The following is a 25839-nucleotide window of genomic DNA, read 5'->3' on the forward strand; positions in this document are numbered from 1 at the left end:
AGGAAGCTAGGTGGCAAGGATAACTACCAAAATCTAATCCTGCTTACGACACCGGCCCACAAGCTGGTACATGCCACAAACCCTGACACCATATCTTACTTGTCTAGCCAATTGCGGCTAGATGGTAAACAACTCAAAAAGCTTAATAAACTAAGAAAAACGACCAAGTTGGAGCCTATCCAACTAGCTACGGTTAATGAAACAAATCAAGTAGGATTAATAAAGGATATGAATCAACTGAAGTAATTGCGATGGAGCGCCGTATGAGGTGAAAGTCTCACGTACGGTGTGGGGCAGGGGAAAAGGTGGAGATGATATCAAAGCCTTACCTATTGCTCTAGCGGATTGTTGGCGTACCAGTGTATGTGGCTGGAAAGTGAAAGGCCTAAAAATTGGATTAAGCTAAACGTAGCTATTAGCACGTTCCCTTACAAGGGGCGTGCTCTTTTTGTGCGGATTGATAATTATATTATTGACTATAAAGCGCTAACGTTGTATAATATTTTTATATTAAAGTAATCTTAAAGCCGTTGCGATTCCGGAGGCGCATGGTGGTTTTACCCAAGTGGGCAGCATAAGCCGGAATGCTGATGGAAGGCCAGTACATATACTGGTTGATGTCTTGCGAGTAATCGTAAGAATTTAACGAACGGGAATGTAAGAGCCTAGGATTTTTGCGTCCTTTTTAAGAGAAATTAGAGATATGTAAGAGAGCAAGCGCTTTCAAGCATATCTCTTTTTTTTATTGGAAATTTGCTGGTATAATGAAAGGAGAAAGTATGGCTGAAAGAAAATTTTATCGGCTGACGAATGACCTGATGTTTCATATCGTCATGCAAGAAAGCGAGGTAGCCCTAAGGGGGTTAGTGGCCTCTCTTTTGTCGAAAAAGGTTGAAGAGATAACCAGTGTAGAAGTGCTTAATCCAATTGACTACAGTCAGCGGATTAGTAGCAAAGAAATTATTTTGGATGTTAACGCACGAGTCAATGAAGATACGTTAGTTAATGTTGAAGTGCAAGTGAGGCGTTATGAGACCTGGCATCTGCGGTCGCTTTATTATGCAGCTGGAATGGCTGCACAAAGCAATCCGGGGAAAACATATGCAGAACTTCCGATTATTCGGCAATTTAGCATACTGGACTATACCTTTGATAAGGATGAGCCGGAGTTTTTCTCAGAATACGAGCTGCGGAACAAAAAGACAGGTGAGAGGTATACAGATAGGTTTCGTATATCGATTATGGATCTGACCCAAAGAGATTTAGCCAGTCCGGAAGATATTGCCTCCGGCAGGCTTGTTTGGGCAGAACTCTTTAGAGCCAAGTCTTGGGACGAACTAAACCAGCTTGCAGAAAAAGACACGCTAGCAAGGGAGGTAGTGGACATTATGCGTACAGCAACAAAAGATGATGGCATATATTTTGCTATTAATGAGCGAGAAAAGGCATGGAAAAAGGCACGGAAAAAGGTATGGAAAAAGGTATGTCTTGCAACCTAATTAGAGAGGTAACTGGATATTCTTTTTCTGATAGCGAGTTAGAAAGACTGAGGTGACGTACAAGGTAGAGTTAAGAGTCGAGAAGTTATTCGTTCTAATATGCTTAGGGCAGGCTTTTCAGGAGAGCAAAGTGCTCTCGTTTTAGGCGAATAAGAAGCAAAAAAGTAAATATTAAGAGATATGTAAGAGAAAGATGATTCTTTCCTGCATATCTCTTTTTTTATTGGAAATTTGCTGGTATAATGAAAGGAGAAAGTATGGCTGAAAGAAAATTTTATCGGCTGACGAATGACCTGATGTTTCATATCGTCATGCAAGAAAGCGAGGTAGCCCTAAGGGGGTTAGTGGCCTCTCTTTTGTCGAAGAGACCTGAAGAGATTAAAGATGTGGTGGTCCTTAATCCTATTGATTATGGCCAACAGATTGATGGCAAGGAAATTATATTGGATGTTGGCGCAAGGGTTAATGATGACGTATTAGTTAATGTTGAAGTGCAAGTAAGGCGATATGAAACTTGGCATTTGCGGTCGCTTTATTATGCCGCAAGAATGGCTGCACAGAGCAACCCGGGTAAAACGTATTCAGAGCTTCCCTTTATTCGGCAATTTAGCATACTGGATTACCCTTTCGATAAGGAGGAGCCTGAGTTTTTTTCGGAGTATGAATTGCGGAACAAAAAAACCGGGAAAAGCTATACAGATAGGTTTCGTATATCCATAATGGATCTGACGAAAATTAATCTTTCTACAGAGGAAGATAACCTTTCCGGTAGACGAATCTGGGCAGAACTTTTCCGAGCCAAATCATGGGAAGAGCTTGATAAGCTTGCGCAGGAAAATGAATTAGCAAAGGAGGTTGTGAAAATTATGAGCATGTCAGTCAAAGAGGCAAAATTAGCCTATTCAATGGCTCAACGTGACATCGCTAAAATGGACGCCCTCTCTCGAGAAAAAGAAGCTGAACAGTATGGTATGGAAAAAGGCATGGAAATAAAAGCCTGTCAAGTTGCTAAAAAGTTATTGGAAAAAGACATGTCTTACAACCTAATTAGAGAGGTAACTGGATATTCTTTTTCTGATAGCGAGTTAGAAAGACTGAGGTGACGTACAAGGTAGAGTTAAGAGTCGAGAAGCTATTCACTCTAATATGTTTAGGGCAGGCTTTTCAGAAGAGCAAAGTGCTCTCGTTTTAGGCGAATAAGAAGCAAAAAAGCTGAATATTAGAGATATGTAAGAAAGATAAATCTTTTCTGCATATCTCTTTTTTTATTGGAATTTGAGGAAGGATGTTTAACGTGAAAAAGTTAAAGAGGTATTTGTGGGGGTGTTTGACAGGTTTATCATTCATTGCTCTTTATGGTATTGCTGTCAATATTGAACTCGGATTTACGGAGTTAGCCAAAGGGGCTTTCCTGTATTTCTTTTGGGCATTAGTATTGATTGGCAGTGGCTACAAAAGCGGCTTCATTGAATTTCCAATAGTGGATAGGAAAAATACAGAAAAGTAAAGGAGAAAAAAATGAACACTGTACAATTAATTGGTCGATTGACTAAAGATCCAGAGCTTCGCTTTACGCAAAATGGCAAGGCGGTATTATCTTTCAGCTTGGCTGTTGAACGTACTTACAGAGGCAAGAGCGGAGAAAAGGAAGTGGACTTTATCCGCTGCCAGGCTTGGGGAAAAACAGCTGAAAATATTGCTAAATTCCTAAGCAAAGGTAGTAGAGTTGCTGTAGTCGGATCAATTCAGGTTCGAAAATATACGGATAAGCAAAATATTAAACGTGAATTCACAGAAGTTGTCTGCAACAGTGTGCAATTTTTAGATTCAGCTAAATCGCAGAATAAACAGAAAAAGCAAGTTAATAGTAACTGGGAAGGTCAAGATGAGAGTGGTTTTCAGCCATTCGAAAATAAAAATAACAATGATACAGATGATTTTTGGAACTTCTAAAGCATGTGAAAGCAGTTGACTATTAGAGGGCAGCTTTTTAGCTGCTCTTTTTTTGTGCCATTCTATACTTGTATATGGGGGAATAAAGATGTCCTTGGGGGCGCCCAGTGATTTCTTGCTAAAGAAATACTGCCCCCACAAAAATGTGGGGACAGCTGTCTATAATGGAAGGTAGAAGTAGTGCTATTTTTTACTTTTGTCCACGAGGGAAAAGGAGAATTTTTATGCAAATCAAGAGCTTCTAGAATAGGATAAACGGCTCCGTACGATTGATGCAATAATGTGGATATACACGAAAACTGATAGTTATACATTGATTTTTTATTCTTTCAAACCGGCAGTTTTAGTCAAGAAAAAAGTCGGTAGAAAAGTCGGTAGATGCTGTGGTGAAATATGCTTTCAAATGAGTACATTAAAATAAAGAAACCGCTCAATAGAGCGGTTTTTGATTACACATGATTATACATGAGTAGTTATTATCGAGGTGACAGGATTCGAACCTGCGGCATCTACGTCCCGAACGTAGCACTCTACCAAGCTGAGCTACACCTCGTTTGTCAACAAACATTATTCTAACAGATTTAAATAAAAAGTCAAGGATTGGTATATGAGAAAGAAGAAAAAACAATATTCTCTATTAAAAGGGATTTGCCTTGTTGCCGGTCATTTTACACAGGCAAGGGGGCGTGATACAATGAATATAAATTTGCTTTTCCATAACATCAAAAGCGGGTTGGTTGTGGTATAATGTTTCTTAAATTAGGCGAAATAAGGGGAGTCTGTATATGTTGACATCTAAAGAAATTAGAGAGAAATTTATTCGGTATTTTGAAGCTGCAGGGCATACGCATGTGGCCAGTGGCTCTTTAGTCCCACATAATGACCCGACTTTGCTTTTTACAAATGCCGGCATGAACCAATTTAAGGAAGTTTTTTTAGGCGTTGACCAACGTCCCTATACGCGTGCGGTGACGTCACAAAAATGTGTCCGCGCCGGCGGCAAGCATAATGATTTGGAAACGGTCGGCAAAACGGCCAGACACCATACCTTCTTTGAAATGCTGGGCAACTTTTCTTTTGGGGATTACTTTAAGAAAGATGCCATTAATTTTGCCTGGACCTTTTTAACGGAAGAATTAGGGCTTAATCCGGATGATTTGTGGATTACCATTTATAAAGATGACGATGAAGCTTATGATTTATGGCACGAGCGCACCGGCTTTGGTCCGGAAAAAATTCTTCGCTTAGGAGAAAAGGACAATTTCTGGCAGATGGGGGATGTCGGTCCCTGCGGGCCGTGCAGTGAGATTCACTATGACCGCGGCAGTGCTTTTGCCTGTGATCACGAAGACGGCTGCGCCCTGGGGGTATGTGATTGCGACCGATGGTTGGAAATTTGGAACCTGGTCTTTATGCAATACAACCGTCATGAGGATGGAACGCTGGAACCGCTGCCGAAGCCGAGTGTGGATACGGGCATGGGGCTGGAACGTATCGCTTCTGTTTTACAAGGGGTGCCCAACAACTGGGAAACGGACTTGTTTAAACCCCTGTTGACCTTTATTGGAGGGCTGTGTGGGAAAGCTTACGATCCTGGCAAGGCGGGTTTTCCCTTCCGGGTCATTGCTGATCATGGCAGATGTGCGACGTTTTTAATTGCAGACGGGGTATTGCCGTCCAATGAAGGGCGGGGCTATGTGTTGCGCCGGATTATTCGCCGGGCGGTGCGGCTGGGTAAGACCTTGGGCTTAAATGAACCCTTCCTGTATAAGATTACGGCGGAAGTTGGCCGGTTGATGGGAGATGCTTACCCCTCCATTGTTGAACAGGCTTCCTTTGTTGAAGAAACCATCCGCAGTGAAGAAGAGCGGTTTATGAAAACGCTGTCTGAGGGGATGGAACGAGTTAGTGAAACCGTTCGTGCCTTGCAAAGCGAAGGCAAAACAGAGATTGACGGGAAGACGGCCTTTACCTTTTACGATACCTATGGCTTCCCGATTGATTTAACCAAGGATGTGGCTGAAGAAAATGGGCTTACCGTGGATGCAGAAGGCTTTGAACGGGCCATGGATGCACAGCGGCAGCAATCCAAGGCGGCGCAACAGACGGTCGACGCCTGGGACTTGGCCAAAGATGTACGCAGGGCTTTTCCGGACTTGGCCAAAACCGTCTTTACCGGATACGATCATTTGACCGGTGACGGTAAGATTTTGGGCCTGTTAAAAGATGGTGAGGGCGTTCATTCGGTGACGGAGGGAACGGTTCAAGTCATCTTAGACCAGACACCGTTTTATGCACAAGGCGGTGGCCAAATTGGTGACCGTGGTGAATTGATGGCGCCTAAGGGGCGGATTATCATTGATGAAACGGTTAAGCTCCCGGATGGGACCTTTGTTTTGACCGGCTCGGTGACAGGAACGGTGACGGTTGGCGATGCTGTGACGGAAAAGGTTTACGCCGGGACGCGCCGCAATATTGCCCGCAACCATACCGCTACCCACTTGTTGCATGCCGCTCTGCGTCAGGTTCTAGGAGAGGGCGTGCACCAGGCGGGCTCTTTAGTGGCCGATGACCACTTGCGGTTTGATTTTTCCCTGCAGCGGGCCATGACCCCATCAGAAATTCGCGAAGTGGAGGCCTTGGTCAATCGTGAAATTGAACAAGGTGAAGTCTTGTCGGTTCGTGAAATGTCTATTGATGAAGCCAACGACAACGGCTACATGGCCTTGTTTGGCGAAAAATACGGTGATGTGGTGCGGGGGGTCCAAATTGGCGATATCAGCCGGGAACTTTGTGGCGGTACGCACGTCAAGGACATCAGTGAAATCGGCATTTTTAAAATCATTTCAGAAGGTGCCGTTTCCGCGGGCATTCGACGGATTACGGCCTTAACCGGTGCCGGCGCCTATCGCTATCTGACAGAACAAATGGATACCTTGGACCAGCTAAAGACCTTCCTGAAGGTCAATCGGCCGGAAGACATTTTGGGCCGGGTTGAAAACTTGGAAGCCACGCTGAAAAATACAGAAAAAGAACTGGCCCAATTGAAGCAGGAAAAAGTCAAGGAAAGCCTTGGCGACCGTTTGAAAAATATCGTTAAAATTGATGATTTTGATGTTGTTGTCGATAAGGTTAAAGCAGGCAGTCCGGATGAATTGCGGCAAATGGCAGACCAATACCGAGATAAGATTAAATCCGGCCTAGTGCTTTTGGCCAGTGAAACAGAAGACAACAAGGTCATGTTGGTCAGTATGCTGACCAAAGACGAGGCGGTCAAACGGCTGCATGCCGGTAAGATCATCGGTCAAGTGGCGGAAATGCTGGGTGGCCGCGGTGGTGGCAGACCGGATATGGCCCAAGCTGGCGGTAAAGATCCAGAAAAACTGTCTGAAGCCTTGAATAAAGTGGCAGATATTGTACGAAATCAATTAAAAGAGAGATGATGGTATGCATAATGATATGGATGAAACCATGTATTTCAACAAGTCAAGCTCCAGTGAGATGACACCGCGCGATATTTTGCGGACGGTATATCGGGCCCTAGAAGAAAAAGGTTACGAGCCTATGAATCAAATTGTAGGCTACTTGCTGAGCGGTGACCCGGCCTATATTACCAGCTATCAAAATGCGCGGGCATTGATCAAGCAAATTGACCGTGATGAATTCATTGAAGAGATGCTGGCAGAATACATCGGCCTCTCCCAGCGGAGACGCTGATGCGTGTCATGGCCTTGGATGTCGGTGAACGTCGCATCGGCGTTGCCGTCAGCGATGCCCTGGGCATTACAGCCCAGGGCGTCCAGACCCTGCAGCGGAAAAATGATGACCAGGCCATACAGGCGCTAAAGGCGTTGGCCCAAACGTATGAAGTCGGCGCCTGGGTAATCGGTCTGCCGAAAAACATGAATAATTCTTTAGGATTTAAATCTGAAGAAACCAAAGCCTTTGCCGATTTGCTGTCGGAAGCCCACCCGCTTCCGGTCTACTGGATGGATGAACGGTTAACGACCGTTGCCGCCACCCAAGTGCTTTTACAGGCAGATGTCAGCCGTAAAAAGCGCAAGAAAAAAGTGGACCAACTGGCAGCGGTCTTGATTTTACAAACGTGGATGGACAGCCCTAAAGGGCAGGAGGTATGTCGTGGACAATAAACAAAATGATGAAGCTGTGCAGGATGAGATGACGAAAGAATTATTCCCTGAAAATGTCATTGTCCTGGTGGATGAAAATGATACGGCACAACCCTTTGAACTGATCGGGGATTTTGATTTTGAAGATGCCGCCTATGCGGTGGTGGCCCCTTATGCACCGGATGAAGAAGCCGATGAGACAACCGTGATGGTTTTTCGTATTGCGGACGAAGACGGGGAAGACGTCTTGTATGAAATTGACGATGACGAAGAATGGAACCGCGTCGTCGACTACTGGAATCAGTCCATGTAATGGTGTGACGCATCACAAACGGAGGGTCACTTATGTCTGAGCAATTCACAGTATTGATCATCGATGATTATGCCCTTAACCTTGAATTGCTTGAAAGCTATCTGATGAACTCACGCTTTAACATGACCATTTTAAAGGCTGCTACTGGCCTGGAGGCCATGCAAATTTTCAACAGCAATGAGCTGGACTTGGTGATTACCGATGTGATGCTGCCGGATATTGACGGATTTGAATTGTGCCGGATGATGAAAGACCTTCGGCAGGAGAATTTTTTGCCGGTGATTATGGTAACGGCACTGAGCGATCGCAATCATCGCCTACATGGGTTAGCGAGCGGCGCCGATGATTTTTTGACCAAACCGGTGAGTGGGGATGAATTGCTGATTCGCGTCGGCAATTTATTGCGCCTGCGGAAGGCAACCGTTGATTTGAATGCGCGCTACCTTGAACTGAGTCAGGACTTAAAATTGGCGCGCCAGCTGTTGAACGATTTCTTGCCACAGGGAGCGCCTTTTGCCGGGAAATTAAAGGTGGATGTCGTTTATCGTCCAGCCAGCTTTGTCGGTGGCGATTTTTATGATTTTTTACAAGTGAACGACCATACCTACGGTTTCTTTATTGCCGATGTCAAGGGACACGGCGCTTCAGCGGCCATTATTGTGGCGATTTTGAAAGAAAAATTATACGAGCTCAAGCCTTACTGGATGGATCCGGTGCGGTTGTTTGAGGAAATCAACCGCAACTTGTGGCAGTTTTTTTCGAATACCCGGAATGATTTTTTTGTGACGGCCTGCTATATGCTCTATGATGCGAAAGCGCACAGGCTGTCCTGGGCAAATGCCGGCCATGTGCCGCCGATCCATTTTTCCGAGGGAAGCTTTCGGGTCCTGGACGACAGCTCTGCCTTACCGCTTGGATTATTTGAAGAGGCAGAGTTTGACAGCGCGACCTGTTCATGTTTGGTCGGCGAATCGGTCCTGCTTTATACGGATGGCATATTTGAATTGCCTCTATTTGGGCACTCATCTCGTTATTTTAGCGATTTTGAGATGCTGGCAGAGGCTTTTGAAAACGAATACTCCTCTCCTGTAAGACCGGAGCAGTTTATGATAGAAGTGCGCTCGGCCTTGAGCCGGTACGTCCAAAATGATGATGTTAATATAATCTTTGTCACTTTTTAGGAGGAAGCATGGCGAGCTATTGTGTTAAAAATTACGATGGCTATGTGGAAGTCATTTTAGAAGGGGATATTACCTTGGAGCAATCCTTTGATTTCAAGGAGGATATCAAAAAGCGGATTCAGGAATTACACATTTACAATGTAATGGTTGATTTGGAGAAAGTTTCTTTCATAGACTCATCCGGTCTGGGCATGTTAATTTCTTTTTATAAAGAAATTAATGAAAAACAAGGTCAGATTGTCTTTTTCAATGTTCAGGAATACGTCCGAAAATTACTGAAACTGGTCAATCTGGATAAAATATTTTCAGTATTGCCGGATAGACCAGCTGCCCTATCAGCCCTAAAAGAGACTGAATAGGACTTCTGCGGGGAAGCAGGAAGCGGCGTTGTTGCAAGAAAGAAGGGTTTATAGAAAAAATCCATCTGTTGCATTCCGCCTGTATTTGTAGTTGCTTTTTAGAGTGGGTGTTGTTATAATTGTCATAGGGTAAAGAAATACAGAAATGCGTCATCATTTTTTCACATATTGTAAGGGGTTACATATGTGCTGATGTAATTCGTTACAATATGTGAATTTTTATGTCCAAATCTGTGTTGTCAATCCTGACTAATTTTTATGGAGGTCATCAGATGACAGGAACAGTAAAATGGTTTAATGCAGAAAAAGGTTATGGCTTTATTACCGTTGACGGTGGCGACGATGTATTCGTACATTTCAGCGCCATTGAAGGTGACGGTTTTAAAACATTGGACGAAGGTCAAGCTGTAGAATTTGACGTCGTTAGTGGCGATCGCGGTGATCAAGCTGCTAACGTTGTTAAGCTCTAATAAAGCAAAAGTGCGTCGCTGTTTAGGCAGTGACGCTTTTTTATTGAATAAATTTGTCATCATTCTGTAGCTTATTTGTCCCTGGATTGTTAGCAGCTATGAATTGAAGCAGATGGAAAAGTTGGATACAATAAGGGGGCTGGCTGGTCATGCTACAAAGGAGGTTTATGTATTGAGTAAATGGAATACTTATCGGAAATGGTTGATGGGTTTTTTAGTGTTGACGGTTCTTTTGGCCGGCGGCCTTATTTCCTTGCCTGCTCAGGCAGCGCCGGCGCCATCCATTGTTGTCAACGGAACGCGGGTCGACAGTGATGTGCCGCCGATTATTCAAAACAGCCGCACCCTGGTGCCGATTCGTTTCATCAGTAATGCCCTAGGTGCAGAGGTGAAGTGGGTTCAGGCAGAACAAACGGCTTATGTGATGCTCGGCAACAATACCCTGGCTTTCCCTTACAACCAACCTGTCTATTACATTAATGGCTTGGCTAAGCCCATTGATGTGAACATTCAGCTGGTTAACAATCGGATTATGATTCCCTTGCGGGCAGCCGGTGAAAGCCTGGGCCAGGAAGTCGGTTGGGATAATGCCAGCCGCACGGTGATCATTAACACGCCGGCAGGAGAAGCGAAAACGCCGGCCGAAACGTCCAGCTCAGAAGTGAAGGGTATTGTTACTGTTGTACAGGCACCCGGCCTTATTTTTAAGGAAGCGTCTACGGATAGCGCTGTAGTGGCTCAAGCGAAAAAAGATGTCCGCTACGATGCGGTAGGCAAGTCCGGCGAATTTTATCAAATTATTCTTCCGGACGGGCAAAAAGCTTGGATTTCTAAAGTTCTTGTTAAATATGAGGCCTATACGAGTCCGGCACCGGGCACATCCGGCACGCCGAGTACACCAAATCCGGCGCCAACCCCCGCACCACCGGCCAATCCAACCGTCCCTGGCAATGGGAACGGGAGCAGCACCGCAAGCGGCGATTTGGAAGTTACCGCATCCGTTGTGAATATTCGCAGTGGCCCGTCCACTTCTCATCAAATTATCGGTACGGTGAAAAAAGGCGATCGCATGACCCGGCTCAATCAAACCTCGGATTGGTACAATGTCCGATTGGCAAATGGCCAAACCGGCTGGATTTTCGGCTTATTGGTACAACCTGTTGCCAATGGGAGCGTTGCTGAATCGGCTCCAGCCACTGAGCAAGCAAACGCTTCGAGTGGTTCAGCCGCCCTTACCGTTAAACGGTCTACACCGGGCTTTGGGCAACATGAGGTCACCTTTAAGGTGAATGATGCCAATGTCCAGGTGCTGGCCAATAAGGGGAATAAGCTGTCCGTTGCCATTAACGGCCTTGCTTTTAACGGCAATCTAGGTAATCCGGTGGCGGGAAAAACGGCCTTTGTCGATTTTAAATGCGTGCCAAATGGAAACAAGGGCCTTATTATTCATACGAGTACAGAACCGGGCGGTTATTTCCGCTTGGACCGCCGTGGAGATGAATTCTCCATTATGGCCGTCAAAAAACATAAAAACGGTCAGCTGGGTCTTGCCGGTAAGACCATTGTCGTCAGTGCCGGTCATGGGGAATACACTGGTCCGGGTAAGGTAGACCCAGGTGCCATCGGGAGTGTCTTGCGTTTATCGGAAGTGGCCTTTAACACACCAGTGGCGATTAAGCTCAAGCGCCAATTGGAAGCGGCGGGCGCCAAGGTCATTATGATTCGAGAATACAAGCCGGTGCATATTTCTTTGGCCCAAAGAGCCATGGTGGCCAATGATAATAACGCTGACGCCTATGTTGAAATCCATGGCGATGCCGCTCCCGGCAATCCGAATGCCCTTGGCATAGGGGTTTATTACTTTGATGGCAACATACGGCTTACCAGCGCAGCTCAAAAAGATATGCGGGCAGAATTCGCAAGTGCTATGCAGAAAGGCATGGAGGGGGCTACCGGCACCAGGACCTACACCCGAAAGGCTAATTATGCTGTTTTACGTGAAAATGAAGTGCCTTCCGTTTTAATTGAATGCGGCTTTTTAACCACCCCTTCAGATGAGAAGCGATTGGCGACGGATGCCTATCAAACCAAGCTTGCTCAAGGTATGTATGATGGCTTGGTCAAGTACTTTTCGTATTAATCCTGGATGGACCAGGTTGACACTGTTTTTGAAAGGGTCTAAGATGAAATGAGCAAGACTGAATCATGAGAAGGTGACTTATGGAAAATAAAATGACAGTGCGGGCGGCGACGGCGTCTGATGGCCCTTTAATGCGTGACTACATGCTGAAATTAGGGCGGTATCAAAAGATGGAAGAGCACATTACAGCTGAGCCTGACCAATTGGCCGGCTTGGTGGCTTCCGGTCAAGCACGCGCCTTTTTTGCGGTACGGGATGGCCAAACCGTCGGCTTTTTATTTTGCTACACGGTTTGTTCAGCCTTTATCGGGGCGTCCGGTTATTACATCGATGCCTTGTACATTGATGAGGGGCATCGTGGCGAAGGCATCGGACGTGCGCTGATGTCACGCATTGCACAAGAGTGTGTAGCTGCCGGGTATGGGCGCCTTGAGTGGGGCTGCCTGGATTGGAATGAGCCGGCATTGGCCTTCTATCGTAAGCTCGGTGCCGACCTTGTTCAGGAAATGCGGATTTATCGGATTCATGACGAAAAGATTCGCAAACTGGCCTTGACGTAAAAATTTTGCTGAAATTGTAAAAAAGACTTGCAAAAGGCGTCTCATCTCTGTATAATGTATTCTTGTGAGACGCCTTTAATTGTGGCCTGTTGGAGAAGTGGCTTAACTCACCAGCCTTTCACGCTGGCATTCAGGGGTTCGAATCCCCTACAGGTCATCCGGACGATTAGCTCAGTTGGGAGAGCGTCTGCCTTACAAGCAGAATGTCGGCGGTTCGAGCCCGTCATCGTCCATACGGCGCAGTAGTTCAGCTGGTTAGAATGCCAGCCTGTCACGCTGGAGGTCGTGGGTTCGAGTCCCATCTGCGTCGCGACAGCCCTACGGGGCTGTTTTTTTATGCGTCAAAACGGAAAAAGTCCCATCTGCAAAGCAGATGGGACGCTTGTATTTCAGAGGATTAATCGCTTTTAAGGCCGCAGCTGGTGCAGGCCTGGCGGGCGGAAGGAGTGGTAGCCATGCCGCCTTGGGCGGTTTCTCTGTATTGGACCGGCAAGGCACGGCCAACTTCATATAGGGCTTGGACCACTTCATCAAAAGGAACCAGGGAGGTCACGCCGGCCAAGGCTAAGTCCGCGGCGCTCATGGCGTTGACGACACCACCGGCATTGCGCAAGGCGCAGGGAAATTCCACCAAGCCGCCGACCGGATCGCATACCAAGCCCATAATGTTGATTAAAGCAAAAGATGCCGCTTCAAATACAGCTGAGGGGGCGCCTTTTCGCAAATAGACCAAGGCACCGGCGGCCATGGCAGCTGCGGCGCCGCACTCCACTTGACAACCGCCTTCAGCACCGGAGACGGTCGCATTGGTGGCGATGATGTAGCCGATGGCAATGGCCACCAAGAGTCCCTCAATCAAGGCTTCTTCAGATAGGTTTAGCTGGTCTTCAGCAATTAAGATGGCTGCCGGCAGGATGCCTGCAGCCCCGGCGGTTGGGGCGGCAACAATTTTACCCATGCGGGCGTTGACCTCTGACGTAGATAAGGCGATGGCCATGGCCTTTAGGGGAAGAGGGCCCAGGTAGCTTTGTTCGGGAGGCAGTTGGGCCACCCGGTGCGCATTGCCACCGGTCAGGCCGGATAGGGAGATCAAGGGGCTTTTGCGGGCTCGCTCACCGGATTCACGCATCACAGCGAGGCGCCCTTTTAGGCCCTTGAGGTAGTCTTCGCGTGCTGTTCCGGTCTTATCACACTCGTGACGCAGGGTCATTTCAGCCAAGGACAGACCGCTTTCTTCACAGGCGGCCAACAATTCTTTTGCGGATGTATACACAGTATCCTCCTTAACGGGCGATGGCTTTGAAAAAGTCAAGCTGGGGCAGTTTTTGAAAGGCGTCTGTCACACGGGGTGTAAACGGCTCATCCAGTTCGATGATCATGGTTGCCGTTTGGTCTAAACGATTGACGTGCATGTGGGCGATGTTTAAGTTGTTGTCATGGCAAATGCCGCTGGCGGCATAGACCATGCCCGGTGAGTCCGGATAGCGTAAAATGAGCGTCGGATATTCGCCGGTAAAATCAGTTGCTGTGCCGTCAATATCGGTAATGCGAATATTGCCGCCGCCGATGGATGAGCCGGTAACGGTAAATTCCGGCTCATCTGGCGCGATAAAACGAAACCGCATGGTATTGGGGTGGACGTTGCCCAGGTCTTTTGGCGTGAAGGTAAGGTCAATGCCCTTGTCGGCGATAAGCCTTAAGGCGTCAACCAAACGCTCGTCATCCGGCGCTAAGCCAAGCAAGCCGCCGGCCACCGCCCGATCGCTGCCGTGACCGCGATAGGTGTGGGAGAAGCTGCCGTGCAGTTCGCAGATAACCTTGTGCAAAGGTGCCCCATAGATGCGGCGGGCCATATTCGCCAACCGGCAGGCGCCGGCGGTATGAGAACTGGAGGGGCCAACCATAATGGGCCCGAGAATATCAAACATCTGATAATGTTTGCCTGTGGACATGAAGGACTTCCTTTCTTTTTTAACGCTACTTTTTAATATTTTTACTTGCTATTTACCCTTAATCATGCTACAATATGCTTTGTTTTGATCCGAGCGGTCCGCTGGGACTTTTCCTAAGAACGCTCTACAGATGAAAGGAGAAATTATGGATATTTTAAAGCAAATTGAACAAGACCAGTTGAAAACGGATGTACCTGATTTTCGCCCCGGGGATACGGTTCGCGTACAGGTTAAGGTTGTCGAAGGTAACCGTGAACGTCTCCAGGCTTTTGAAGGTGTTGTCCTGAAACGGGTTGGCGGCGGCTTAACAGAAACCTTTACCGTTCGCCGTACGGCTTATGGTGTCACAGTAGAACGTATCTTCCCGATTCATTCTCCGCGTGTGGCCGCCATTGAACTGGTTCGTCAAGGTCGCGTGCGTCGTGCTAAATTATATTACATGCGCAACCGGTACGGCAAGGCAGCTCGCATCAAAGAAATTCATCGTTAAAAGTAAGCCCCTCGCCGTTGGCGAAGGGCTTTTTCTAGTTGCAGCGTGTGCAACAGGACAATCGAGGTGCTAAAATGAGCCAAACAGATGAACAAGAAGCTAAAAAAAAGCCTCAAAAGGGCGGCTTTGTTCAGGAGTTTTTAATTCCAATTTTGCTGGCGGTGGTACTGGTGCTTTTCCTACGCCATTTCATCGTTGGAACTTATTACATTCCCTCAGGTTCCATGATTCCGACCCTGGGATTGAACAACCAGGTGGTGGTGACCAAGTTATCCTACAAGATGCATGAGCCGGTGCGAGGCGATATTGTGGTCTTCAAGTACCCGGTGAATGAAAAAGAAGGCCTGGAAGAAATGGATTACGTTAAACGTCTGATCGGTTTGCCGGGGGACACGGTGGAAATCAAGGACAATACGGTTTTTATCAACGGTAAGCCGTTGGATGAGCCTTATGTCGCCCCGGATACCAATATGCCGGATTTCGGGCCCTTGACGGTGCCGGATAATGAGTACTTCATGATGGGGGATAACCGGAACCATTCCAGTGACAGCCGGTTTTGGGGAACGGTCCAGGCAGAGTATCTCATCGGCAAGGCTCAGTTGATTTACTGGCCGGTTTCTGCATGGCAGGTGTTAAGATGAATATACAGTGGTTTCCCGGACATATGGCCAAGGCCAGGCGGATGATTGAAAAAGAATTGGCCATGGTCGATGTTGTGATTGAATTGGTGGATGCGCGCATACCGGTGGCCAGTAAAAACCCGCTCCTGGAAGAGATTATCGGCAAAAAGCGTCCCCACCTTATTGTTATGACTAAGGCGGACCTGGCAGACCCTGGACGAACGGCCCATTGGCTGAGGACCTATCATGATAGCGGGCATGGTGCCATTGCCTTGGACTTGACCCGTGGCGGCAAGCAGGCGACCAAGGCACTGACGGAAGCCATTTATGACTTATCCCATGACAAACGGGCCAAGTTTATGGGCAAGGGGGCGCAAAAGGTCCGGGTCCACGCCATGATCATTGGCATTCCAAATGTAGGCAAATCCACCTTAATCAACTCGGTGGTTGGCCGTTCGGTGGCGGATACGGGCAATAAGCCGGGTGTCACCAAAGGCAAACAGTGGCTGCGGCTGTCTGAGGACATTGAACTCCTGGATACGCCGGGTATCCTGTGGCCTAAATTTGAAAACGAAGACCTTGGCTATCAGCTGGCCATTACCGGGGCCATTTCCGATGATGTCTTTGTGCCTGAAGAAGCGGCCTTTCGGCTGGTGCGCCACCTCCAGGCTTATTATCCGCAGCTTTTGGCGGCCCGCTATGGTTTGTCGTCAGATGTGATTGAGCAGGAAGACCCCTATGGCTTGATGCAGGCCATCGGCAGGCGGCGCGGGGCCCTCATCAGCGGCGGCCGGGTAGACGATCGGAAAACAGCCGCCCTCTTGTTAAAAGATTACAGAAACGGCGCTATTGGCCGTATTTCACTGGAATAGGAGGCGCCATGAACGCTTCAATAGCAGATATTTACCGGGAGGCGGATGCCTTGCTGGAGCAGAACATCACCGTGGAAGGCTGGGTTCGCACCCATCGCAGCGGTAAAAGCGTCGGTTTTATTGAATTAACCGACGGCAGCTGCCAGAAGGGCCTCCAGCTCGTTTATAAGCCCGGAACAGAGGCCGCCCCAGCGGACAACCACCTGCTAACCGGGACGGCGGTACGGGCAAGCGGCCTTCTGGTATCAACCCCTCAGGCCAAGCAACCGGTAGAGCTTCAAGTCTCTGCCCTGGAGGTGGTCGGTCCGGTTGATGAGACCTACCCCCTGCAAAAGAAACGACACAGCTTTGAATATTTACGGTCCCTTGCCCATTTGCGACCGCGCACCAATACCTTTCAAGCTGTATTCCGCCTGCGCAGTCTTTTAAGCTTTGCGGTACACCGGTATTTTCATGAGCGTGGTTTTGTGCAGGTGCACACACCGATTCTAACCGCCAGCGATGCGGAAGGCGCCGGTGAAATGTTCCAAGTCACCAACCTAGACCTTGAGGCCTTGGCCGCAGAGCCACCGCAAGCGCTTGATTACACCCAGGACTTTTTTGGCCGTCCGGCAAATTTGGCGGTAAGCGGTCAGTTGAATGCTGAAGCCTTTGCCCATGCCTTTAAAAATGTGTACAGCTTCGGTCCGACCTTCCGCGCGGAAGATTCCAATACCGCTCGCCACGCCGCTGAATTTTGGATGATTGAACCGGAATGTGCCTTTTGTGATTTAGATGGCCTTATCGCCTTGGCGGAAGATTTTATCCGTCAGATGATCATTGCGGTCCAAACCGAAGCAGCCGACGAACTGGCCTTTTTTAACGACCGCATTGATGAAGGCTTGATTGACCGCTTGACGGCTGTGCAGACCGCCGGCTTTTCGCGCATGACCTATGATGAAGCCATCGCCATTTTAGAAAAAAGCGGCCATCCTTTCAGCTATCCGGTTGCCTGGGGCCTGGACCTACAGACCGAACATGAACGGTATTTGACCGATGAAGTGGTTGGGGGCCCCCTTTTTGTGACCGATTACCCGGAAGCAATCAAGGCCTTTTACATGAGGCGGAATGCAGACGACAAAACCGTTGCGGCGGTGGACCTCTTGGTGCCGGGTATCGGTGAGATCATCGGCGGCAGCCAGCGGGAAGAGCGGCTTGACCTTCTGCAGGCGCGCTTACAGGCCAATGGCATGTCAGCAGCCGATTACCGCTGGTATTCAGACTTGCGCCGTTTCGGCGGGACCCCTCATGCCGGCTTTGGCGTCGGCTTTGAACGCTTGCTCATGTATTTATCCGGTATGAAAAATATTCGTGATGTGATTCCCTTCCCTCGCGTTCCCAAACAGATTGATTTTTAGGAGGTAATTATGGCTAAAGATGCAAGCTTTGACATCGTTTCCCAAGTCGATGCCCAAGAAGTGGACAATGCAGTGAACCAGACCTTAAAAGAAATCGGTAACCGGTATGACTTTAAAGGCGCTAAAACAGAGATTAATGTTGATGGCGATATCATTCACTTGAACGCCGATGACGACATGCGCATGAAAAGTGTGGTGGACGTCCTTCAATCCAAGTTTATCCGTCGTGGTGTCCCCATTGAGAACATGGTCTACGGCAAGGTTGAACCCTCCGGTGGCCGGGTAAAACAGGACATCACCATCCGGCAGGGCATTGACAAAGACTTGGCGAAAAAAATCAGCAAAGACATTCGAGACACTAAGCTGAAAGTGCAGACGCAAATTATGGATGATAAAATCCGCGTCAGCGGTAAAAAAATTGACGACTTGCAGACCGTCATTGGCTTCTTAAAGGAAAAAGATTATGGTCAAGCCCTGCAATACGATAATTTCCGGTCATAAGCGCAAATTGTCCTAGCAGAAAAATACGAGGCTTTACAAAAGGGCCGCTCACAAAATTGTGAGCGGCCCTTTTGTGATTTAAAGCTCATCAGAAGCCGGAATGCTGGTTAAAGGAAAGATTAAAGCGCAAATAATCTTAATTGTGGGCAAAAATGACTTGAAAAAGGCGTCAAATTAAGTCATAATAAACGCAAAGGCCACAAGAAGGGAGGAAACGGTTATACAACTTAACGACAGACAGACGCAAATATTGTCCATTGTTAAAGAAACCAGCCCAATTACCGGTGATGATATTGCCGACAAACTGGGGACAACCCGGGCGGCTTTGCGCAGTGACTTAACTTTTTTGAGTCAGCTGGGGCTCCTGGAAGCGCGACCGCGTGTCGGTTATTATTATAATGAAAATCGACACGGTTATGATGTTTATATGCGCATGGTCGAGCTGACCGTTGGCGAATATCAAAGCGTTCCGGTGGTGCTGGATGAGCGATCTTCTGCATACGATGCCCTGGTCTCCTTATTTATGAACAATATCGGGACGCTCTTTGTGGTGAGTGAAGGCGGCTTGTTGGAGGGGGTTTTATCACGTAAAGATTTATTGAAACTGGCTGTCGGCAATACGGATATGCATGCCGTGCCGGTAGGGGTTGTGATGACTCGAATGCCGAACATTATTATGACGACGCCGGAGGAAAGCCTTTGGATGGCGACTCGCAAGCTGACCCATCATGAAATTGACGGGTTGCCGGTGGTTAAAAAGCTGGGCGAGGACCAGTATGAGGTCATCGGCCGCTTTACCAAAACCAATGTTGCCAGGGCCTTTGTAGACATCGGTTATGGTTATACCGGGGGTGAGGCTCATGAGTGAGATGCGTGATTATACCATCTACCTGCTGTCCGACTCCCTGGGTGAAACGGCACAATATGTGGCCAGGGCTGCCGCAAACCAGTTTCCGGATGTCTCTTTTCACTACAAACCCATTCCGTTTGTGGAGGATATTGACTACTTGGCTCAGGTCTTGGATAAGATTGACACCGAAAAGAGCATTTTGATGTACACCCTTGTGGTAAAAGAATTAAGCGATTTCATTCGGGATTACTGCATGCAGCGCAAAATACCCTTTGTCGATGTTTTGGCCTTGCCCTTTCAGGCAATTGGGAGCATGACCGGTGAGCAGCCGAAAGGGCAGCCGGGCCTTGTTCAACGCATGGATGAATCTTACTTTAAGAAGATTGAATCGGTTGAATTTGCCATCAAGTATGATGACGGTAAAGATCCGACCGGGTTAAAATTGGCGGACTTGGTGCTGATTGGTGTTTCCAGAACCTCAAAAACACCACTGTCCATGTATTTGGCCTACCGTGGCTTAAAGGTGGCCAACTTGCCTTTGGTGCCACAGGTAAAGGTTAGTGAAAAGCTTTTTGAAGTGCCTAAAAATAGAATTGTGGGTTTAACCATTCGCCCGGATGTCTTGGGCAATATTCGCCGCGAGCGCCTGCTGAGTTTGGGCGTTGTCGGCGGAAGCGATTATACGGACATGGCGCGTATTTTTGAAGAAATTGACCATGCCGAAAAAATCATGAAACGCATCGGTTGTCCGATTATTGATGTTTCACATAAAGCTGTTGAAGAAACTGCCAATGTCATCTTACAAATATATTATAGCAGAGGGGATAATATCATTGAGTAAAAAATATGTTTATTTATTTAAAGAAGGCTCCAAGGATATGCGCGCTCTTTTAGGCGGCAAGGGGGCCAATTTGGCAGAAATGACGCGAATCGGCTTACCGGTTCCCCAGGGGATGACCATTACCACAGAAGCCTGCAATGACTTTTTCAATCAGGGCAACCAATTGCCGGAAGGCTTGCTGGATGAGGTATGGAAAAATTTAAAGACGGTTGAAGAACAAACGGGCAAACTGTTTGGCGATGACAAAAACCCTTTATTGGTTTCTGTTCGGTCCGGTGCGGCCATCTCCATGCCCGGTATGATGGATACGGTTTTAAACCTTGGTTTAAACGATAAAACCGTTCAAGGCTTTGCGGCCTTAACAGAAGACGAACGTTTTGCCTTAGACTGCTACCGTCGTTTTATTCAAATGTATGCGAACGTGGTTATGGGCATTGACGGGTACAAATTTGACCAGATTTTGGAACGGGTCAAAGAAGATCAGGGCGTTGATGTGGACTATAAATTAAACCCGGACCACTTGCGCACATTGATTGAAAAATATAAAGAATTGGTCAAGAAAGAAGCCGGCCAAGACTTCCCGCAAGAGCCTAAAGAACAACTGATTTTGGCCATTTCCGCGGTTTTTGAAAGCTGGGGCAACCCTCGGGCCATTGTTTATCGTCAAATCAACCGCATTCCGGACGATATCGGTACCGCAGTTAACGTTCAATCGATGGTTTACGGGAACATGGGCAATACCTCCGGCACCGGGGTTGCATTTACCCGTAACCCGGCAACCGGTGTCCGTGAATTATACGGTGAATATTTGATCAATGCCCAAGGCGAGGACGTGGTGGCCGGGATTCGTACCCCCCATCATATTTCTGAACTGGATAAGGAATTGCCGCAAGCCTTTAAACAATTTACAGAAACCTGCTCGCTTTTGGAAAACCATTACAAAGACATGCAGGACATTGAATTTACCATTGAAAACGGGTCTCTCTTTATTTTGCAAACCCGTGACGCCAAGCGCACCACGCAAGCGGCTGTACGCTGTGCCGTTGAAATGGTTCAGGAAGGTTTTATCACACGCGATGAAGCCATTGCACGGATTGATGCTTATCAGCTGGATCAACTCTTGCACCCCTCTATTGATCCGAAAGCCGACCTGGACGTTCTGACCAAAGGTCTGCCGGCCTCTCCCGGTGCTGCAGCCGGGGCCATTGTCTTTACGGCTGATGAAGCTGAAGAACGCGGTAAAAGCGGTGAAAAAGTCATCCTGGTGCGCAACGAAACCACCCCGGATGATATTCACGGTATGGTCATGGCGCAAGGCGTTTTGACCAGCCGCGGTGGGATGACCTCCCATGCAGCAGTTGTGGCCCGTGGCATGGGGACACCCTGCGTTTGCGGTTGTGACGGCATTAAGGTGGACTTGGACAAGAAGACCCTTAGCGTTGGCGATTTGACTTTGACAGATGGAGATATCATTACCATTGACGGGTCTACCGGTAATGTGATCAAAGGGGAAGTGCCGGTTATTCCGCCGGTTATCAGCAGCTATTTCCAACAGATCCTCGACTGGTGTGCAGAAGTGGCTGAAGAAGGCGGCATGAACGTTCACGCCAATGCGGATACCCCTGCTGATGCCAGAAAGGCCTTGGAATTTGGCGCCAAAGGAATTGGCCTCTGCCGTACCGAGCACATGTTTATGCAAGTGGAACGGCTGCCGTATGTTCAGCAAATGATTTTAGCAGAGAACCTTGAAGAACGTCGGGCACCGCTGGAACATTTGCTGAAATTCCAGCAGGAAGACTTTGTCGGCATTTTGGATGCCATGGCCGGTCATCCGACGACCATTCGTCTCTTGGACCCGCCCTTGCATGAATTCCTGCCGAACATGGAAAAACTGATGTTGGAAATCAACGACATGAAACACACCGGGGCCGATGCAGGCGCTATTGAAGAAAAAGAGGTCCTCTTGCGCAAGGTGCGTGCCCTGCATGAGGCCAACCCCATGCTCGGACATCGTGGCTGCCGCCTGGGGGTTACCTATCCGGATGTCTACCGGATGCAAGCCAGAGCCATTTTAAATGCGACGGCACAATTGCTCAAAGAAGGCAAAGATATTCATGTTGAAATTGAAATTCCTTTGGTGATTGACCAAAAAGAAGTTGAAATTTTACGGGCTGAAATTGATGACGTGGCCAAGGCCGTCAGTGCGGAACAGGGCATTGAGATTCCCTACAAAGTCGGTGCCATGCTGGAATTGCCGCGGGCTTGCCTGGGCTGCGACAAGTTGACCGAGCACTGTGATTTCTTCACCTTCGGGACCAACGACTTAACACAAACGACCCTGGGCTTCAGCCGCGACGATGCGGAAGGGAAATTCTTGCCGATTTATCTGGAAAAGAAAATCCTCAAAGAAAATCCCTTTGCTGTCCTGGATGACCATGTGGCCGAGTTGGTGGCCCTGGCTGTTCAAAAAGGCCGCGGTGTTAAACCGGGGATTTCATTCGGCATTTGCGGGGAACATGGTGGCGACCCGGCATCCGTGGCCAAATGTCACGAAGCCGGCCTGACCTTTGTCAGCTGCTCACCCTACCGTGTGCCAATCGCCATTGTCGCTGCGGCACAGGCACAAATTAAAGCGCCGCGCAAATAATTGTATATTGAACGCAACTGTGATTTCCGTCACAGTTGCGTTTTGGTATTGTCCTTGGAAAGAAGGTGACCCATGAACATACGAGAAAACATTCTTTTTCAGGAAAAGGAAAATTTGTCGCCTTTGGCGGCTTGTGCAGCAGACAGCCTAGGGCGTGAACGGCCGGAGGCGGAAGATCCAATTCGCACGGCGTATATGCGGGACCGGGATCGGGTTATTCACTCCAAAGCCTTTCGACGGTTAAAGCATAAAACCCAAGTCTTTATTTCTCCGGGAAGCGATCATTACCGCACGCGGCTGACCCATACGCTGGAAGTGAATCAAATCGCTAAAACCATCGGTCGGGCTTTAAATTTGAACCTGGACCTCATTGAAGCCATTGCGCTGGCCCATGATGTTGGTCATACGCCGTTTGCCCATTGCGGGGAGGAAGTTTTAAACCGCCGCATAAAAACAGGCTTTAAGCACAATGAAAACAGCCTGCGCGTTTTAAAACGCATAGAGGCACACGGTGACCGCCGGGGTCTAAACCTTACTCAGGAAGTTTTAGACGGGGTGCTGCACCACAGTGGCTTTTCAGCTGCCGGAGAGGCGATGACTCTGGAAGGGCAAATTATCCGTTTTGCGGATAAAATTGCCTATGTGCAACACGATATTGACGATACCGTCCGGGCAGGCTTGTTAAGCGAGGCCGACCTGCCTGACGCCTATACCAATGTATTGGGGCACAGCCTGTCGGAACGGCTGACTACCCTAGTGGAAGACCTGGTCCAAGAGGGCTTACACTTGGATTTTAGGCCGGATGGCGGATTGCCAAAGCTTTCATTCAGTGAGCCTGTTCATCGGGCGCTTACCGGGCTGCGGGCTTTTTTGTTCAAGGCGGTCTATACCGGTGACGTTTGCCAAAAAGAAAGGGAGAGGGCCAGCTTTGTGGTGGATTTTCTCTTCTCCTATTATATGAAGCATCCGGAAAAGATGCCCACCTTTTACCAGCAGCTGGCGGCCTTGGATGGCCGGGAGCAAGGGGTGGCCGATTATATTTCCGGTATGACGGATAATTTTTGCATTGCGCTTTTCAAGGATCTGACCTTGCCGCGTTCTTTTATCGGCCTCTAGCGGAAACAGTTGTGAAAACCTAAAATGTATGCTAAAATAATACTTTACCAATGATAAAGGTGAAGTGGATAACTTCTCCGGAGGCCTGTCCTGCGGAGATTTTTTCACGGCAAAAACCGAGAGGGGGACTCATCGTGTCGGAGAATCGGGGACTGATTCCCCAGGAAATCATTGATGAAGTCAGTGAGCGCGTTGATATTGTGGCGCTTATTTCTCGTTATGTATCCTTAAAACGCAGCGGTGCCAATTTTACGGGCCTTTGTCCCTTTCATAATGAAAAGACGCCTTCTTTTTCGGTGTCCCCCCAAAAACGGATTTTTCATTGCTTCGGATGTGGGGCCGGGGGGAATGCCTTCAAATTCTTGATGGAAATGGAGCACCTTAGTTTTCCACAGGCGGTGCGACGCTTGGCCAAGGAAACCGGTGTCGCGGTTCCGGAGCCTGACATGAGTCCGGAAAAGAAAGCGGCCTTGCGCCAACGCAAACGTTTGGAAGAAGTCAATGAAAAAGCCTGTCGCTTCTATCGGTCGGTTTTGGCCGATGGCCGGTCGCCGGTCATCCGCGATTATTTAACAGGCCGCGGCGTTCAAGGGGCCATTGAGGAGCGGTTTGAATTGGGCGCTTGCTTGCCCGGCTGGGACCATATGACCCGTGCGCTACAGCGTCAGGGGGTCAGCGCCGATGAGTTGATCCAGCTCGGCTTAAGCGGGCGCAGCGCGAAAACAGGAAACTTGTATGACCGCTTTCGCGATCGGTTGATCTTTCCAATTCGCAATGCCCAGGGTCACGTTGTCGCTTTTGGCGGGCGCATTTTGGAAAAAGATGCGGCGCCTCAAAAGTACCTGAATTCTCCAGAAACTTCCCTCTACCATAAGGGCTCAGAATTATATGGGCTGTATCTGGCGAAAGATGCCATCCGGGATAAGGACCGGGTTGTGGTGGTGGAAGGCTATATGGATGTCCTGGCCTGCCATCAAAACGGCATTGACAATGCGGTGGCTCCCTTAGGCACAGCGCTGACCGATGCGCAAATCAAGCGGCTGCTGAGGTACACCTATCAGTTCGTAACCGCCTTTGACGGCGATGCAGCGGGCATTCGTGCCACCCTAAAAAGCATTGAGCGGATTGAAACACTTGGCGGACGGGTTCGCGTGCTGCGTTTTCCAAAGGGTCAGGATCCGGATGAATTTTTAGCGGCGCAAGGGAAGGCAGCCTTTGAAGCCCTTGTGGAAACGGCGCCGGAAGGCTTGTCCTTCCGCTTGCAGGCCTTGGCGGACCAGGCCGATTTATCGCGTATTGAAGTGCAGATGCATCTATTGGCGGAAATTTTGCCAACTGTGGACCACTATCGGACGCCGGCAGAAAAAGACCACGCTTTTCGCATCATTGCAGACTTTTTAGACTTATCCGAGCAAGTGGTGAAAGAAGAGTACCGCTATAGCCATCGGTATCAACGTCGGCGGCCTTCTGAACCGGAAGAGGCGCTGCCAGATGAACTGCCTAAACCGGTTATCACAGGTCGTGAATGGCTGCTTTTGGCTTATTTGGTGGATAATCCGAAAAATTTTTCATCTGTGGCTTCTTGTGGAGATGCTTCTTTGTTTGATAATGACGCAAAAAGTTTATATCAAACATTGAGAGCAGGATATGAAAAATACGGACAAGTGTCGGTCGGCGCTCTTGACGCCCGGTTTTCCGAAGGCTTGGCGAATGCCTTGGCCTATCTTGAGGCACATATCCCGTCGGAGAAAAAAGACCGACACTTTAATCAATTGCTGACAGAGCAGAGATTAGCTGACTTGGAAGCACAATATGCAAGGGGGCTGCAGGCATTAAACCGTTGTCCGGATGGGGACGATGACTGTACGCGTGAAATATTGGATCAGCTGGAGGCGTTGCTGATTGAGAAAAAATTATTGGAAGATGGGCCGAGAAGGGAGACCTAGTT

The 25839-nt window shown here is 48.4% G+C and carries 24 protein-coding genes, 4 tRNA genes and 2 pseudogenes; 27 read left to right on the forward strand and 3 right to left on the reverse strand.

Going from position 1 to position 25839, the window contains the following annotated elements; translation table 11 throughout:
• The 5 genes and pseudogenes from BLQ16_RS09760 to BLQ16_RS07975 form a co-directional block, all read left to right on the forward strand.
• Positions 1 to 246 (forward strand): annotated as a pseudogene (locus BLQ16_RS09760) (hypothetical protein); the annotation flags it as partial.
• A gap of 533 nt (positions 247 to 779) precedes the next feature.
• The gene (locus BLQ16_RS07960; protein WP_159428049.1) at positions 780 to 1499 is read left to right on the forward strand and encodes an Rpn family recombination-promoting nuclease/putative transposase; all 720 of its coding nucleotides are present in this window, start codon (positions 780 to 782) and stop codon (positions 1497 to 1499) included.
• Positions 1500 to 1756: 257 nt separating this feature from the next.
• Positions 1757 to 2602: an Rpn family recombination-promoting nuclease/putative transposase gene (locus BLQ16_RS07965; protein WP_159428050.1), complete on the forward strand. Its 846-nt coding sequence runs from the start codon at positions 1757 to 1759 to the stop codon at positions 2600 to 2602.
• A 191-nt stretch (positions 2603 to 2793) separates the two neighbouring features.
• Positions 2794 to 3006, forward strand: coding sequence for a hypothetical protein (locus tag BLQ16_RS07970; RefSeq protein ID WP_144019681.1), 213 nt, complete (start codon positions 2794 to 2796; stop codon positions 3004 to 3006).
• Positions 3007 to 3017: 11 nt separating this feature from the next.
• Positions 3018 to 3452, forward strand: a complete 435-nt coding sequence (locus BLQ16_RS07975) for a single-stranded DNA-binding protein (protein WP_091792215.1) — start codon at positions 3018 to 3020, stop codon at positions 3450 to 3452.
• A 479-nt stretch (positions 3453 to 3931) separates the two neighbouring features.
• On the opposite strand, the gene BLQ16_RS07980 is transcribed toward BLQ16_RS07975, so the two are convergent.
• A tRNA-Pro gene (locus BLQ16_RS07980) sits at positions 3932 to 4005 on the reverse strand.
• A 232-nt stretch (positions 4006 to 4237) separates the two neighbouring features.
• On the opposite strand from BLQ16_RS07980, the gene alaS reads away from it, so the two are divergent.
• The 12 genes from alaS (at position 4238) to BLQ16_RS08040 (ending at position 12915) form a co-directional block, all read left to right on the forward strand.
• Entirely contained in the window at positions 4238 to 6895 is a 2658-nt protein-coding gene (gene alaS / locus BLQ16_RS07985) for an alanine--tRNA ligase (protein WP_091792216.1), read from the forward strand.
• A 4-nt stretch (positions 6896 to 6899) separates the two neighbouring features.
• Positions 6900 to 7169, forward strand: a complete 270-nt coding sequence (locus BLQ16_RS07990) for an IreB family regulatory phosphoprotein (protein WP_091792217.1) — start codon at positions 6900 to 6902, stop codon at positions 7167 to 7169.
• Entirely contained in the window at positions 7169 to 7603 is a 435-nt protein-coding gene (ruvX, locus tag BLQ16_RS07995) for a Holliday junction resolvase RuvX (RefSeq protein ID WP_091792218.1), read from the forward strand. Before BLQ16_RS07990 ends, ruvX begins: the two co-directional genes overlap by 1 nt.
• Positions 7593 to 7895: a DUF1292 domain-containing protein gene (locus BLQ16_RS08000; RefSeq protein ID WP_144019682.1), complete on the forward strand. Its 303-nt coding sequence runs from the start codon at positions 7593 to 7595 to the stop codon at positions 7893 to 7895. Before ruvX ends, BLQ16_RS08000 begins: the two co-directional genes overlap by 11 nt.
• Positions 7896 to 7927: 32 nt before the next feature.
• Complete coding sequence (locus tag BLQ16_RS08005; RefSeq protein WP_091792219.1) at positions 7928 to 9076, forward strand: PP2C family protein-serine/threonine phosphatase; 1149 nt, start codon at positions 7928 to 7930, stop codon at positions 9074 to 9076.
• Positions 9077 to 9084: 8 nt separating this feature from the next.
• Positions 9085 to 9435 (forward strand): STAS domain-containing protein, encoded by a 351-nt coding sequence (locus tag BLQ16_RS08010; RefSeq protein ID WP_091792220.1) that lies wholly within the window; start codon positions 9085 to 9087, stop codon positions 9433 to 9435.
• A gap of 272 nt (positions 9436 to 9707) precedes the next feature.
• Positions 9708 to 9905, forward strand: a complete 198-nt coding sequence (locus tag BLQ16_RS08015; RefSeq protein WP_091792221.1) for a cold shock domain-containing protein — start codon at positions 9708 to 9710, stop codon at positions 9903 to 9905.
• Positions 9906 to 10077: 172 nt separating this feature from the next.
• The gene (locus tag BLQ16_RS08020; RefSeq protein WP_159428051.1) at positions 10078 to 12045 is read left to right on the forward strand and encodes an N-acetylmuramoyl-L-alanine amidase; all 1968 of its coding nucleotides are present in this window, start codon (positions 10078 to 10080) and stop codon (positions 12043 to 12045) included.
• An 80-nt stretch (positions 12046 to 12125) separates the two neighbouring features.
• Positions 12126 to 12605 carry a GNAT family N-acetyltransferase gene (locus BLQ16_RS08025; RefSeq protein ID WP_091792223.1) on the forward strand — a complete coding sequence of 160 codons (480 nt, stop codon included), beginning with the start codon at positions 12126 to 12128 and terminating at the stop codon, positions 12603 to 12605.
• An 83-nt stretch (positions 12606 to 12688) separates the two neighbouring features.
• Positions 12689 to 12762, forward strand: a tRNA-Glu gene (locus tag BLQ16_RS08030).
• 3 nt (positions 12763 to 12765) lie between these two features.
• A tRNA-Val gene (locus tag BLQ16_RS08035) sits at positions 12766 to 12838 on the forward strand.
• Between the two features lie 3 nt (positions 12839 to 12841).
• Positions 12842 to 12915, forward strand: a tRNA-Asp gene (locus BLQ16_RS08040).
• 87 nt (positions 12916 to 13002) lie between these two features.
• Here the strand turns inward: BLQ16_RS08040 and sdaAA are convergent.
• Together sdaAA and sdaAB are read right to left on the reverse strand one after the other, a co-directional pair.
• A complete protein-coding gene (gene sdaAA, locus BLQ16_RS08045; protein WP_091792224.1) occupies positions 13003 to 13878 on the reverse strand; it encodes an L-serine ammonia-lyase, iron-sulfur-dependent, subunit alpha in 876 nt (291 codons plus the stop codon).
• 10 nt (positions 13879 to 13888) lie between these two features.
• Positions 13889 to 14485 (reverse strand): annotated as a pseudogene (sdaAB, locus tag BLQ16_RS08050) (L-serine ammonia-lyase, iron-sulfur-dependent subunit beta); the annotation flags it as partial.
• A 217-nt stretch (positions 14486 to 14702) separates the two neighbouring features.
• Here sdaAB and rplS point away from each other — a divergent pair.
• From rplS to dnaG, 10 genes are all read left to right on the forward strand, one after another.
• Positions 14703 to 15047 (forward strand): 50S ribosomal protein L19, encoded by a 345-nt coding sequence (gene rplS, locus BLQ16_RS08055; RefSeq protein ID WP_091792226.1) that lies wholly within the window; start codon positions 14703 to 14705, stop codon positions 15045 to 15047.
• A gap of 74 nt (positions 15048 to 15121) precedes the next feature.
• Complete coding sequence (gene lepB, locus BLQ16_RS08060) at positions 15122 to 15688, forward strand: signal peptidase I (protein ID WP_091792227.1); 567 nt, start codon at positions 15122 to 15124, stop codon at positions 15686 to 15688.
• Positions 15685 to 16539, forward strand: a complete 855-nt coding sequence (gene ylqF / locus BLQ16_RS08065; protein WP_091792228.1) for a ribosome biogenesis GTPase YlqF — start codon at positions 15685 to 15687, stop codon at positions 16537 to 16539. The genes lepB and ylqF overlap by 4 nt, the downstream gene beginning before the upstream one ends.
• Before the next feature lie 8 nt (positions 16540 to 16547).
• Positions 16548 to 17936 carry an asparagine--tRNA ligase gene (gene asnS / locus BLQ16_RS08070; RefSeq protein WP_091792229.1) on the forward strand — a complete coding sequence of 463 codons (1389 nt, stop codon included), beginning with the start codon at positions 16548 to 16550 and terminating at the stop codon, positions 17934 to 17936.
• A gap of 9 nt (positions 17937 to 17945) precedes the next feature.
• Positions 17946 to 18437 (forward strand): YajQ family cyclic di-GMP-binding protein, encoded by a 492-nt coding sequence (locus BLQ16_RS08075; protein ID WP_091792230.1) that lies wholly within the window; start codon positions 17946 to 17948, stop codon positions 18435 to 18437.
• 220 nt (positions 18438 to 18657) lie between these two features.
• Positions 18658 to 19305, forward strand: coding sequence for a transcriptional regulator CcpN (gene ccpN / locus BLQ16_RS08080; RefSeq protein ID WP_091792231.1), 648 nt, complete (start codon positions 18658 to 18660; stop codon positions 19303 to 19305).
• A complete protein-coding gene (locus BLQ16_RS08085) occupies positions 19298 to 20128 on the forward strand; it encodes a pyruvate, water dikinase regulatory protein (RefSeq protein ID WP_242868982.1) in 831 nt (276 codons plus the stop codon). Before ccpN ends, BLQ16_RS08085 begins: the two co-directional genes overlap by 8 nt.
• A complete protein-coding gene (ppdK, locus tag BLQ16_RS08090; protein WP_242868983.1) occupies positions 20121 to 22775 on the forward strand; it encodes a pyruvate, phosphate dikinase in 2655 nt (884 codons plus the stop codon). Before BLQ16_RS08085 ends, ppdK begins: the two co-directional genes overlap by 8 nt.
• A gap of 72 nt (positions 22776 to 22847) precedes the next feature.
• Complete coding sequence (locus BLQ16_RS08095; RefSeq protein WP_091792233.1) at positions 22848 to 23891, forward strand: deoxyguanosinetriphosphate triphosphohydrolase; 1044 nt, start codon at positions 22848 to 22850, stop codon at positions 23889 to 23891.
• A gap of 134 nt (positions 23892 to 24025) precedes the next feature.
• Positions 24026 to 25837: a DNA primase gene (gene dnaG / locus BLQ16_RS08100; protein ID WP_159428052.1), complete on the forward strand. Its 1812-nt coding sequence runs from the start codon at positions 24026 to 24028 to the stop codon at positions 25835 to 25837.
• The last annotated feature ends 2 nt before the right edge of the window (positions 25838 to 25839 follow it).

It is taken from the genome of Peptococcus niger, assembly GCF_900101835.1.
GTDB classification, from domain to species: domain Bacteria; phylum Bacillota; class Peptococcia; order Peptococcales; family Peptococcaceae; genus Peptococcus; species Peptococcus niger.